Consider the following 13,110-nt stretch of genomic DNA (forward strand, 5'->3'; position numbering starts at 1 on the left):
GAAACCTCTAAAAGTTGAAAACCTCGAAAGACACGAAATAAACATCAATCCGGCTGAGAAAGTCAGCCGGTAACAAAATCCAAATCGAGTCCTGTTCCGAATGTTGGCTCGACAACACAAAAGAGAATTTACTATGTCTAAATATCAAGAAGCTAAACGCATTGTTCGTGACTACTTTGACGCTATCGAAAACGCTACTCACGAAAACGTGGCTGAAGTTTTAAAAGCACACACTTCTGAAGATTACTTGTGGCGTGGTGTTTACCCATTCCGTGAGCAAGAAGGCGCTCAAGCTGCGGCTGACGTATTCTGGGCTCCAATGATGAAATCAATGACACGCATGCAGCGTCGTCAAGACATCTTCATCGGTGGTAACAACGAAGTTAACCCTGATGAAATTTGGGTAATGAGCATGGGTCACTTCATGGGTCTGTTCGACGCTGAATACCTAGGCATGCGCCCTACTGGCAAGATCATGAACGTTCGCTACGCAGAATTTAACTGTGTTGTTGATGGCAAAATCACTAAGACAGGCCTGTTCCTAGACCTTCTAGGCATGATGGATCAAGCGGGTTGCTACCCACTTCCACCATCAACTGGTAAGCACTTCGTTTACCCTGGCCCACGTAACCACGATGGTCTGTTGTTTGAAGATGCGGCTCCAGAAGAAGGCGTTGCGACTCTTGCTCTTGTAAACAAGATGGTTGATGACCTTTCTGCACTTAACGACAGTGGCGCAATGGGTTGCCCACCAGAAGTGCTAGCGAAGAGCTGGTCAAAAGACATGATTTGGTACGGCCCTTGTGGTATCGGCGCGTCTTACACGATTCCTCGTTACCAACAACAGCACCAACTTCCTTTCCGTAACAACCTGAAAGACAAGAAATTCAACGGTCATGTTTGTCGTTTCGCTGAAGGTAACTTCTCTTGTTTCTTCGGTTGGCCAAACCTATCAAACACCCCTACAGGTGGCTTCCTAGGTATGACTGGCGGCGAAGTACGCGCAAACATGCAAGTGGTTGACGTTTACTACCGTGACGGTGACAAGTTGTCTGAGAACTGGGTTCTTATTGACCTTCCTTACTGGCTACAGCAGCAAGGTCTAGACGTGTTCGAACGCACTTCATCTATCATGAACCCAACGCTGTAATCCCAGTGCTTTAATACAGGTGCTTTAATAAAAACGCCTTAATCCTAGCGATAAAAGCCAAAAGATAGAAACCAAACAATAGCAACCCAAGTCGACATCTAATTTGGGTTGCTATGACTTGCTAGAAGATCCTTCTTGCTCCTAGCAAGTGCTCTACCAATTAATTGCTTCATCAATCAATAATTGCTCCACCAATAATTGATCCAATTAGTGCCTCATGGATGGGGTACACCCTGCCAAACCATTACTAATATAACGAGCTTGAAAGCACGGCGGCTTTCTACGGCTCGAATAAAGAGAATAACAATGAAAAAGTCGATTCTTTCAGCAGTGATCCTGACTGCGCTTACGTCGGGTTCTGCTCTTGCTGCACATACTTTTACCAATGACGCAGGCGATAGCCTCACTCTAGATGGCCGTTTTGACGTTCGTTACCAAGATAAAGGTGGCGATCATAATGGCGAATGGAACAGCGGTAGTTCTCGTTTCGGCCTTAAAGGTCAAATGGGGTTAGACAACGGCTGGACTGGCTTTGGCCATGCCGAATGGGGTTACAACTCGGGTGCTAACGGCGACAATATTTACGACCGACTTCTATACGCAGGTATAGAGCACAACAAATACGGCAAGATCGCTGCGGGTACTAAACAGTGGTCTACCTTCTACGATGTAGCTTGGTTTACCGATATGGGTCGTGTGTTTGGTTCACGTGGTTCTGGTTACTACAACCTTTCTGACTGGGGTATTGCTTCTGGTACAGGCCGCGCGGAAAACTCGATCACTTACCGCAACAACATCAACGATAACTGGAAATACGGCTTCACTTATCAGACAACTCGTGAAGATGTTGGCCTTGCTGACGGTTTAACCGCAACACTGAAAAACGGTATGGGCGCTTCAACGCTTTACACCATCACTGACGGCCTAACCATTGGTTTAGCTTACCATCAGAATGAATTTGACGATGTCGATGCTGGCGTTCAAAACATCAAAGATGGCGATACACAACGTATTGTTTTATTGGGTGTGAACTACACCAATAATGGCCTATTCGTTGGTTTCACCTACAGCCAAGGTTCAAATTGGGAAACCACCAGCAAAGCCGAATTTTACGACCACCGTGGTGCTGAATTCTTCACTTACTACCACTTTGAAAACGGTCTGCGTCCAACCTTTAACGTTAACTACTTAACGGACACAGACGACAACGCTAATGGCTACGATCGTCAGTTGATTATCCCTGGTCTTGAATACCACTTTAAGAAGAACAAGTTCTTAGTATGGACTGAATACCAATTCGATAATGGTAACGACAAGTCCGTAGGTAACCATTACGAAAACAGCGATGACCAATTCGCTGCGGGTATTCGTTACTACTTCTAACGCCCAGTTAATCGAGTCACAAATTCGCTAAACAAAGCTCTGCTCTTAATGCAGAGCTTTTTTTGGGTCATACCCAGAATAATATCCAACATTCTCTATTAACCCTTATTTTTCATCCCATCATGGCATATTGTATTTTTGAATACGTACCTAATTATGGTACTCTGTGCACTGTCAATTTAGTTCAAAAGTATCTTCTATGAGCTCTCCAAAACACTCCACGGCGTCAAAACCAACCGTTACTTCAAAAGATGTCGCTAAGCTGGCTGGCGTTTCTCAATCTACCGTTTCTCGCGTATTTGTTCCGGGCAGTTCGGTATCTGAAAAGACCAAACAGAAAGTATTCGAAGCCGCAAAAGCACTCAACTATCGCCCGAATGCCTTTGCTCGTAGCCTAACGACAAATGAATCTAAGTTGATTGGTTTGGTCTTCCCTGATGCTGATTACCCAATTCACATGAAAACCCTGCAACTCATCTCTACTGAGTTACAAAAACAGGGCTATTCTGCTGTGCTTATCCCTTGGCAAATCGACGGTAACGACATCCACTCGATTCCGAACATCTTCCAATATCGTGTTGATGGTGTGATTGCTGCTTCTGCGACATTCAATAAGTCACTTTATGAAGAGTGTGAAGAGTTTGACATCCCTATCGTTCAGTTCGCGCGTGTTGTTGAAGGGACGAAGAGTAGCCATGTTGTGAGTGATAACTACGCGGCAGGGCAATTTGCAGCGCAACACTTTCATAAACTTGGTATCAAGACTGCGACTTATGTGACGGGTAATGTGCCAACGTTTACTAATGGCGAGCGCCAAGTCGGTTTCTGCACAGAATTTGAAGACTTAACAGGCAAACAGGCTCGAGTTATTGAAGCTGATTACGACTACCTTGATTCGTTAGAGATCATCCGCGACATGTTCAACGAAGCAACGCATCCGCAAGCGGTGTTTTGTGCGACAGATAACCTTGCGATGGCGGTAATGGATGTAGCTCGTTTAGAGTTTGGGCTTCGTATCCCAGAAGACCTGCAAGTGATTGGTTTTGATGATATCCCGCAGACTCAATGGCTCAACTACCAACTGACCACCTTCAAGCAGGATTTTAGACGCCTTGCGCGTGAATCAGTGAAAATTGTGGTTAACCAAATTCAAGAACAAGACACCAGCTTAGTAAAATTAATGGTTCCTGTTCAATTTATAGAGCGCAATACCACGCTGAAGATTAAGTAAACTCGTTCAAAGTAGAAACAAAATAGTAGCGTGAATACGGAAAAAAATCCCGTTGGCGACGATTAGAGTCTCCAACGGGATTTTGTATTTCTACTCAGCCTTTACTGTCCCAGCTACTTGAGACAAGTGCGTATTAGTTACCCACACCACCTGTTTTCTCAGCTGGTAAATCTGGTGTCACTGGGGGCCACTCTTGGAAGGTCGCTAGATGTTGTTGAACAGCAGCTTGTGCAGGACCAAATGCCCACATTTTCTGCCCCATCCACTTCAAGTACATGCCCGACTCTTCTGCCGCTCGCTCATATGGGTCACGACGTAAGTTAAAGAGTAACGGTGCGTTAAGCTCTTCTTTCGGACCACTCCAACCGTGATTTTGAACCACAAAGTGCGCCTTCCAATCACCAATACGAACCGCTTGTAGCTTATCTCGCTCGTAATAGTAAATCTCTTTACGATTTGAATCGCCTTTCTCTGTCAGCATGTCCACTTGGTTGTAACCATCAAGGTGCGCTTTAAAGCCATCGTGACCCTTGAGCATTTTCTCTTTTAGATCCGTTGGACCACCCGCGGCTGCAACCAATGTTGGTAACCAGTCCATACCATCAAAGATGCCATTGCCTACGCTACCTGCAGGGATTTTACCCGGCCAACTCACCAGTGCAGGCGCTCTTACGCCACCTTCCCAAGTCGTACCTTTTTCACCATGGAAAGGCGTCATGCCGCCATCAGGCCAAGTCATGATCTCAGGGCCGTTGTCTGCAGTGAAAATGATAATGGTGTTATCGGCAATGCCTAACTCTTCCATTTTCGCCATCATTTCCCCAACGTGGTCATCAAGATCTTTCATGACCACTTCTTGCAGCCCCCAACCGTTTTGGCCAAGCATCGCTTCATATTCAGGAGAAAGGTGCGTCCATACATGGCCACGAGATGGGCAGTACCAAGTAAAGAATGGTTTATCCGCTTCTACGGCTCGTTCAATGAAGTTGATAGCATGCTTATTTACTTCATCGTCGAGTGTACGCATACGCTCAATCGACAATGCACCATCGTCTTCGATCGTTTGGCCACCTTTGCCATCTGATTTTGCGTAAATAACATTACGAGGTGCAAAGGCATCCAAAGATCCATCTTTTGGCCAATCTGGATCTTCGGTATATTCCATCGCATTCAAGTGATACAACCAACCCCAATACTCATCAAAACCATGCATTGTCGGTAAGAATTCATCTCGGTCGCCTAGGTGGTTTTTACCAAACTGCCCAGTCATGTAACCCATACTCTTGAGCATTTCAGGAAGCGTTGGGGTATCTGCGCTTAAACCCACAGGGCCACCTGGTAGCCCAACAGAGTGCATCCCTGTTCGCACCGGTAACTGCCCAGTTAAGAATGCAGAACGACCCGCTGTACATGAAGGCTGAGCATAATAATCGGTAAGTAACATGCCCTTTTCGGCAATGCTGTCGATGTTCGGCGTTTCGCTGCTCATCACGCCGTTATGATAGGCACTCAAGTTCGAAATACCGACATCATCGGTAAAGATAACAAAGATATTTGGCTGCTCTTGAGCTGACCATGCCGATAGCGAAAAGCTACTCAACACACTCAGGATAAGAAGATGGAAAATCCTTTTCATACAATGTCCTTATACTGTTTCAGATTGCTCTTTATGAATCATTTTTAAACCGACTAAACCGAAGCCCAACTCCAAGACTAGATATACAAAAAGTAGCCAATGAGGCATGCCATCTAATACCAAGCTAATGACTCGGCCAGCAGCCAAACCCAACATGAAAACCACCAAGCTATAGAGCGCTGGTAGTCGATACTTTTTGAACAGTGCGCCAAGCACCCAAAATAACGCCAATGCCAAGTACAACCCCATCACAGCGCGAAAGATATGAGTCACGTTGATCGGACTCGCGTCGATTTCAAATAGGTAGTTCAGAGAAATAACCGGTGCATAACCGTAAGACAGAGCGATGGGTGTTAAGCCCACAACCGCGACTAACAAGAAAATACTTTGTGGCTTCATACCCTTCTCTCAAAATTTGGCTCTTTAAAAAAAACATAGTCTACAATCAGGGATATACAAGTTGCATATATAGAAAATGGCTAATTAATACATACATTTATAGTGTGCACTCTTCAAACCAGATAAGGATATCAATATGGCTAAATGGCATTATCTAATCGCATCAGTGTTGGCTGCGAGTTCAACCGTAAATGCTCAGGAAGCAAGCGCACAAGCGGATACAAAAAAGTGGCAACATAGCTTCGAAATTTACGCGCTCGCACTCAACATCCGCGGAGACAGCACCATTGGTGATTTGTCTGCAGATGTCGATGTTGATCCTGCATTCATCATGGATCACCTTGATATGACCGCAATGGTGCGTTTAGAGGGTATCTATGACAATCAGTGGGGCTATTACATTGACTATAGCTTCATGAAGCTAAGCGGAAAAACAAACTCAGTGTTAGGTAGCAACCTAGAGGTATTGAGGGGCAACCTTGATATCCGACAAGGTGTTTTAGATGTGAAGGGTTTTAAGCGCTACCAGTACGATTTTGGCACGATTGATTATCTGTTTGGGCTTCGTTGGTGGGATAACGACATTGATGCCAAGCTTTACGGTTCAGGTGGTAATCTAAGTGCAGACCGATCACTCGATGAAGATTGGGTTGACTACCAAATAGGTGTGAGATGGATAACGCAGATCAATAAGGATTGGAAGTTTCACGCAACTATTGATGCAGGGCTTGGCAGTGACACCGACTTTACCTCATCTCTATTAACTGGCGTGCGATACCAGATAAACAATTGGTCTGACTTAAATGTCGCCTACAAATCGACCTGGGTTGATTACGAAAACAAAGGTACCTTTGAATACGATACCGCTTCACAAGGCTTCCTGGTTGGCTGGGCTGCTCACTTTTAAGCCACTGGTTACTTTACCCTTACGCACAAGCGGAAAGACTAGTCATCCCTAGTATTTAATCTCTATTAAATTGCTCTCTAATTCAATCTAAATGAAGCTCTAGCGAAGATTCACCGCTAGGGCTTTTTCATTGAGGTACAAATAATCCGAAAGCCAATAAAAATGCTAAAAATCAATAATTAAATTGAGGTTCAACACTCCCTATCATACCTAAAAAAATATAATCCGAGCCTTCAAACCTACCCTCCTCATTATTGATATATTTAATCTTTATTTAATCGTCTCTCCACTCATTCGAACAGTGTTTTTTATTTTGAAAATATCGCTAGAATCCTCTCCCGAAATTTACGAACCTTAGAGAATAAAATGAAAAAATTAGTCTTAGCGGCGCTTGCCATTGCATCAGTTACGGGCTCTTCAGCATTCGCAGCAAATGAAATGTATGCTTTAGGTGGTGTTGGTATGGATAGTGATGATGTCGGTGGCCAGTTCACACTGGGTAGCCAGATCGCACAAAGCAACTGGTATGTAGAATCAACATTGTTTATTACCAGCGTCGATGACAAAGACAGTTACGTTGATTACAGCAACAACGAGACAGTACAACGAAAGGAAGAGTTCGACACCTTAATGCTCTCGTTGACGCCTGTGTACAAACACAGTTTCAGTGAAAATTTTGCTATTTTGGGCAAGTTTGGTGCTTTCTATTCACACTCAGATACAAAGTTGGTATATAGCTCTAGCAAAGGAAATGAAGTTCATAAAGGTTCTCATGGTAATTTTGGCTTAACTTACGGTATCGGCGCAGAGTACAAGTCATCAAAACCATTGTTTGGCAACTCCAAGCTGTTGACTCGTGTAGGGTTTGATTGGTATGAGCTCGGAGGTTCAAATGATTGGTATACCAAGGAAACAACTTTAGGTATTCAAACTGGCTTTACCTTTTAAGCCAACATATTCATTACCCTGAATAAAAACCATTTAGGGCAATAAATTAAAAGCCATCATTTAAAAATAAGATAAACCTCGTGTTGTTATGCGAAGCTTATCTTATTTTTCAACACACTCTTTTTTCATGATCGTTAGACCAGCATCCAGCGTTTCTGCCCAAGCTCGTTCTACGTTCTCATCATAATGAGGATCGTACTTTTTAACCGTATTGAGCAACGAATTAAACCATTCGTTTAATTCAATTTCTGAAATGTCCAACCCCAAATCTTTGTGCCTTTTACCCAGTTTCTTGACCGAGTTCCGCACACTTGGCAGACCAGAGGAATTATAAATAAGAATGATCGAGGCCTTAAGCATCTTAGTTTGCTGCTCTAACCCTATCTTTTCAAAACGTTCTGAAAACCTTGGGTTATGCTCGCAGAAGTCTGCCAGAAAGCTTTCCAAGAATTCTTGATCAATCCGGCAACGCTCGAAGCTTTCATAAAACAGTTCATTCGGTTTCATCTAGCAAGTCCTTTGCAATAGTCAGCCAGTCTTTAAAATAACGGGTTAGTTCAGAGCATCATAAACTAACCCTGAACAATCAATATGACTTAATTATACGCCACTGTGGCATAAAGTTAACTATGACATAAGGTGAACTGTGGCATAACGTAAACTATGGCATAAAGTGAGTTGCACAAATCTTGTTTCCATCAGGGTCTCGCAAGTAAGCCATGTACAAGCGACGCTCGTCAGAACCTCTCGCTCCGGGGCCACCTTCAATGCTAGTACCACCATTTTCGACGCCGATGCGATGCCATTCATCCACCATTTCTGGTGAACTCGCCAAGAATCCTACCGTCATACCATTGCCATAAGTCGCTGGCTGACCATCAATCGGTTTGGTTAAACCTAGTACACCCGTTTTGCTCACGTAAACACAACGCCCTTTGGGATCGATTGAGCCTTCGTTGTAACCAAGCATCTTCATAATTGGATCATAGAACGACTTCGCACGTTCAATATCTTCGGTTCCGAGAAAAACATGGCTGAACATAACTCACCTCTTTTTATTGAAAGAAAGAACCCCCAAACTAGACCTTAAATTCGCTTTTGTCTAGGCATGCTATTCTGTCATAACTGCTGCTTAACCCATTGAGTAAACACTTGAAACTTAGTCCGTTGCTCCATCCCTTTCGGACATACAAGATCGTAACCTTTACCCGACTCAATACTCATAAAAGGAGCAACCAACCCACCCTGTTCAATTTGAGTTGTCGCAAACTCAAGTCTTCCTAGTGCTACACCCATCGATAACCTTGCCGCGTCCATCGCTATACGGTTGTCACTGTAGTAATCACACTTTAGAGTACAATCAACCTCACTTTGAGCCGCTTCCAACCAACGCTGCCAAGCCGTCACGTCTCCACTATGAATAAACTGCACACTATCCAATTGTTGCAAGCCCTTCTCAAGATTGAACCTCTTCGCGTATTCAGGACTGCATACAGGCGTTCTAATTCCTGAAAATAGTCGCTCACTATAATGATTCGGATAGTGACCCTCGCTGTAGAAAATTGCCACGTCATAAGGTTCAAACTGAAAGTCAGATTGGTTCTGTTTGGTTTGTAATTTGATGCTTAGATTCGGATACAAGCGTCTGAATTCTGGCAAGCGTGGCATTAACCACGAAGAAGCAAAATAAGGCGATGTCGCGATGTACAACTCCCCACTTAGCTCTCCAGTTTGAATGTCCATCAGTTCAGAGAAAATAGATTCGAATGAGACACTCAGCATCGAGAGAACGCGTTGTCCTTCTGGGGTCAATTCTAGCTTTCTTGTTTTACGCACAAACAGATTAAATTTAAGCTGCTGCTCAAGTTTATTGATGCGATGACTGACTCCACCTTGAGTCAAAAATAGTTCATCGGCGGCAAGGGTAAAGCTTAAATGTTTAGCCGCCACACTGAAGGTGTGCAACAACGACAATGTTTGTTGGCGATTTTCAAACAGCCCCATAGATTAACCTCACTAATTCATAAATCATCGATACTGGTTTGTAGACGTACTGACTCATCATATAGATTAAACCATATAATCTACATAATAATGGTGAGTCAAATGAAGCAAGCACAAAAACTCAAAGTTACGGTCATTGGTGGTGGATCAAGTTACACCCCTGAGCTGATCGAAGGCTTACTAAAACGCTATCACGAATTACCTATTTCTGATCTTTGGCTTGTCGATATCGAAGAAGGTATGGAAAAAGCTCAAGTGATTGCAGATTTGACGCAGCGAATGATTAGAAAAGCGAACTGTGACATCACAGTGCACCTCACGACAGACCGAAAAGCAGCGCTTGTGGACGCGAATTTTGTCTGTTCTCAGTTTAGGGCAGGCCGATTAGAAGCAAGGCTACGTGATGAAAGAATTGCTTTAAAGTATCGCATGATAGGGCAAGAAACTAACGGATTGGGTGGTTTCTCTAATGCTTGTCGAACCATACCAATTGCATTAAAGATCGCCAAAGAGATGGAAACACTTTGCCCCAATGCGTGGCTGCTCAACTTTACCAATCCATCAGGTATGGTGACCGAGGCCTTGATTAAGCACTCAACCATCAAGACGGTCGGCTTGTGCAATATCCCCGTGAACATGGAGCGCGGAGCAGCAAAAATGCTTGGCGCTGTACGCGAAGACATCACCATGCAAATCGCAGGTTTGAATCATCTAGTGTGGGCCCGAAAAGTACTTCATAACGGCGAAGACAAGCTCCAAGAAGTGATAGACCAACTCCTCGGAGGCAATGACCAAATGATGCCTCAAAACATCCCACCCTTTGAATGGGACGCTGAACTGATTCGTTCTCTGAACATCGTTCCTTGTGCTTACCTACGTTACTACTACCAATCCAGAGACATCTTAGACAAAGAGTTTGCTGCGTCTGAAAACAGCACTAATCGCGCCGACTTGGTTGCAAAAGTTGAACAACAATTGCTCGAAATATACAGAGACCCGATGCTGGATACCAAACCGAAATTATTAGAAGAACGAGGTGGTGCCCATTATTCTGAAGCAGCTTGTGAACTAATGAGCAGTATTCACAACAACAAGCGTTCTATCATGCACGTTAACACTCGCAATAATGGCGCGATTCAAGGGCTTCCTGATGACTGCGCGGTAGAAGTCAGCTCAGTTATTACTAACAGCGCGATCCTTCCATTGAATGTCGAACCTTTTGATAGCGATACGTTACGCCTAATCCAACAAATGAAAGAGTTTGAAACCTTAACAGTGAAGGCCGCGATGACGGGGGATATTGCATTAGCTAAACGCGCTTTGATCCTTAATCCTATTGTTGATAGCGGCTCACACATTGATGAGGCGTTATTAGAAACGATTCGAGAGAACTTAGACTTCATGCCTGCGTTTGCTCATCGATTAGCACAAAGTGAGCAGTAACCTTATGTACATTAACTCAATCGAAATTAGATTAATTCAAGTTGTTCACAATCCATTTTAGTTACCAGAGGTCACTATGAAACTAATACTGAACGCCGATGATTTCGGCCTCACTGAAACGGTAAATCATGGCATTGTTGAGTGCTTCAAAGCAGGCGTAGTGAAGTCAACCACCATCATGATGAACCAACCTGGAACCCAACACGCCATTGAGCTTTATCACCAAGGTTTGGTTCCGGAAGTAGGCTTGCACTTTACGGTCACCGCAGGCAAACCACTGACGCCACCAGAGCAGGTTCCGAGCTTAGTCGACGAACACGGCCACTTCTTTTGCAACGTCACCCTATTCGATAAATCAGATGTGAATGAAGATGAGGTGATGCTCGAGCTCAACGCGCAATATCAAGCGGCTATCAATGCAGGTTTAAAGATCAACCATATCGATAGCCATCATTTTGGGGGCGTATTTAAACCTCTCAAAGCGGCGTTTACGCGCACAGTGAATCACATTGGTCTCCCAGTTAGACGAATCGATAACATCCTAAGTGGCCAAGATGCACTGCGAGTGCCAACACCAGATGCTTTCGACATGCGTTTCTTTGACGAAGGCGTATCGCTGAATGGCCTGCAAGATTTATTACTGAGCTACCAAGCTATGATGCCTGACGGTGTGCTTGAGTTAATGTGCCACCCTTCATCAGTGGCAAGTGAACAGCTTAAGTCCCTATCAAGCTACAGTGATAAACGCATCGAAGAGCATCAGCTTCTCACTAGCCCAGAGCTAAAACAGTGGCTAGCTGACCATCAGATTGAGTGCATTGGATTCGACGATCTCAAATAGGGAACCTTAAGTCAGGGCTACTCAACGATCCGTTGTGCGCCCTGCCCTTGGTCATGCAGAATATCTTCAGGGTTCAACAAGTGGCATTTCTGCATACTCAAACAGCCACAACCGATACAACCGGTTAGGTTTTCTTGTAGCGATTTAATCTGCGCCATCTTGCTGTCCAGTTGCCCCTGCCATTTCTTCGCAACTCGCTCCCAATCTCGCTTAGTCGCGGTATGGTTCATTGGCAGTGTCGATAATTCTTCGGTGATCTCTTCCAGCGTGAAACCTATCGACTGCGCGACTTGGATCAACGCAATTCGTCGTAACATCGCCGACTGATAACGACGTTGATTTCCGTTAGTGCGAATCGAAGCAATCAGCCCCTTGGTTTCGTAAAAACGTAAGGCAGAAGGAGCCACGCCACTGCGCTCTGCCAACTGGCCTATGGTGAGGTATACAATGTTTCTCATTGTTACACTATCCTTGAGATCATAAATATTTAAAGCTTACTTTAACTTTAGAATAGCGGCCTATTCCAGCCCTCACCAATGATTAACCTTAAACTTTGACAGAGAGCTCAACGAAAATCAGCCACGATCATAATTGCTTTGTTGAATCAGGTGTCATTCGATTTCTAAATCTGACTCATGATCGATTTCAAGTTCTCGGCCATTTCGGCATTGATGATCTCTCCCGTTTCTACATCAAAGTTGTCGTAGAAACTTGGTACCGACATAGAGCCTTTCACATCAGCATCAAAGTAAGGTGCAGAATTTACCGCAGACGACAACACAGAGCTTGCGCCACCTGGGCCTGGTGATGTGGAGAGCATCACAACAGGTTTGCCTTGGTACACTTTCATGTCGATTCGTGATGTCCAATCAAACACATTCTTAAAGGCTGCGGTGTATGAACCGTTGTACTCTGCAAAAGAGATGACGACAGCATCTGCTTCGCCAATCTTGCTAAAAAAGCGCTGCGCATGTTGATGAACGCCAGACTCTTTTTCTCTGTCTTCACTGTAAATAGGCATCTCGAAATCATTAAGATCGAGCACCTCTACTTGCGCGCCCTCAACTAAGCTTGCGGTGTACGCTGCCAATTGTTGGTTAATCGATGCTTTACTGTTGGTCGCGCCAATCGCTAATACTTTCATTGTTGATCCTTGTTCATTTTTCTC

14 protein-coding genes are annotated in these 13,110 nt (G+C 44.3%); 7 read left to right on the forward strand and 7 right to left on the reverse strand.

The window, feature by feature from the left end; translation table 11 throughout:
- Positions 1-133: 133 nt before the first annotated feature.
- From L3V35_RS10260 to L3V35_RS10270, 3 genes are all read left to right on the forward strand, one after another.
- Complete coding sequence (locus L3V35_RS10260) at positions 134-1,150, forward strand: nuclear transport factor 2 family protein (RefSeq protein ID WP_004736372.1); 1,017 nt, start codon at positions 134-136, stop codon at positions 1,148-1,150.
- Positions 1,151-1,456: 306 nt separating this feature from the next.
- The gene (locus L3V35_RS10265; protein ID WP_237299570.1) at positions 1,457-2,533 is read left to right on the forward strand and encodes a porin; all 1,077 of its coding nucleotides are present in this window, start codon (positions 1,457-1,459) and stop codon (positions 2,531-2,533) included.
- Positions 2,534-2,732: 199 nt separating this feature from the next.
- On the forward strand, positions 2,733-3,764 hold the full coding sequence (locus L3V35_RS10270) for a LacI family DNA-binding transcriptional regulator (protein WP_237299571.1): 1,032 nt from the start codon (positions 2,733-2,735) through the stop codon (positions 3,762-3,764).
- 133 nt (positions 3,765-3,897) lie between these two features.
- On the opposite strand, the gene L3V35_RS10275 is transcribed toward L3V35_RS10270, so the two are convergent.
- The gene (locus L3V35_RS10275) at positions 3,898-5,400 is read right to left on the reverse strand and encodes an arylsulfatase (RefSeq protein ID WP_237299573.1); all 1,503 of its coding nucleotides are present in this window, start codon (positions 5,398-5,400) and stop codon (positions 3,898-3,900) included.
- A 9-nt stretch (positions 5,401-5,409) separates the two neighbouring features.
- Positions 5,410-5,799: a DUF4345 domain-containing protein gene (locus L3V35_RS10280; protein ID WP_065103910.1), complete on the reverse strand. Its 390-nt coding sequence runs from the start codon at positions 5,797-5,799 to the stop codon at positions 5,410-5,412.
- 136 nt (positions 5,800-5,935) lie between these two features.
- On the opposite strand from L3V35_RS10280, the gene L3V35_RS10285 reads away from it, so the two are divergent.
- Positions 5,936-6,706 carry a DUF481 domain-containing protein gene (locus tag L3V35_RS10285; RefSeq protein ID WP_016785702.1) on the forward strand — a complete coding sequence of 257 codons (771 nt, stop codon included), beginning with the start codon at positions 5,936-5,938 and terminating at the stop codon, positions 6,704-6,706.
- Between the two features lie 366 nt (positions 6,707-7,072).
- On the forward strand, positions 7,073-7,654 hold the full coding sequence (locus tag L3V35_RS10290) for a hypothetical protein (protein WP_016785703.1): 582 nt from the start codon (positions 7,073-7,075) through the stop codon (positions 7,652-7,654).
- 102 nt (positions 7,655-7,756) lie between these two features.
- Here the strand turns inward: L3V35_RS10290 and L3V35_RS10295 are convergent, their stop codons facing one another.
- From L3V35_RS10295 to L3V35_RS10305, 3 genes are all read right to left on the reverse strand, one after another.
- On the reverse strand, positions 7,757-8,161 hold the full coding sequence (locus L3V35_RS10295; protein ID WP_010439685.1) for a globin: 405 nt from the start codon (positions 8,159-8,161) through the stop codon (positions 7,757-7,759).
- Positions 8,162-8,315: 154 nt separating this feature from the next.
- On the reverse strand, positions 8,316-8,696 hold the full coding sequence (locus tag L3V35_RS10300) for a VOC family protein (RefSeq protein ID WP_016768512.1): 381 nt from the start codon (positions 8,694-8,696) through the stop codon (positions 8,316-8,318).
- A gap of 77 nt (positions 8,697-8,773) precedes the next feature.
- Positions 8,774-9,658, reverse strand: a complete 885-nt coding sequence (locus L3V35_RS10305; RefSeq protein ID WP_237299575.1) for a LysR substrate-binding domain-containing protein — start codon at positions 9,656-9,658, stop codon at positions 8,774-8,776.
- Between the two features lie 102 nt (positions 9,659-9,760).
- On the opposite strand from L3V35_RS10305, the gene L3V35_RS10310 reads away from it, so the two are divergent.
- Positions 9,761-11,101: a 6-phospho-beta-glucosidase gene (locus tag L3V35_RS10310; RefSeq protein ID WP_237299577.1), complete on the forward strand. Its 1,341-nt coding sequence runs from the start codon at positions 9,761-9,763 to the stop codon at positions 11,099-11,101.
- 76 nt (positions 11,102-11,177) lie between these two features.
- Complete coding sequence (locus L3V35_RS10315; protein ID WP_171329268.1) at positions 11,178-11,942, forward strand: carbohydrate deacetylase; 765 nt, start codon at positions 11,178-11,180, stop codon at positions 11,940-11,942.
- Between the two features lie 17 nt (positions 11,943-11,959).
- On the opposite strand, the gene soxR is transcribed toward L3V35_RS10315, so the two are convergent.
- The gene (gene soxR / locus L3V35_RS10320; protein WP_004736387.1) at positions 11,960-12,400 is read right to left on the reverse strand and encodes a redox-sensitive transcriptional activator SoxR; all 441 of its coding nucleotides are present in this window, start codon (positions 12,398-12,400) and stop codon (positions 11,960-11,962) included.
- A gap of 164 nt (positions 12,401-12,564) precedes the next feature.
- Entirely contained in the window at positions 12,565-13,086 is a 522-nt protein-coding gene (locus L3V35_RS10325; protein WP_237299578.1) for an NAD(P)H-dependent oxidoreductase, read from the reverse strand.
- Between the last annotated feature and the right edge of the window lie 24 nt (positions 13,087-13,110).

The sequence above is a fragment of the Vibrio sp. L5-1 genome (assembly GCF_021728315.1).
Lineage (GTDB): Bacteria > Pseudomonadota > Gammaproteobacteria > Enterobacterales > Vibrionaceae > Vibrio > Vibrio splendidus_K.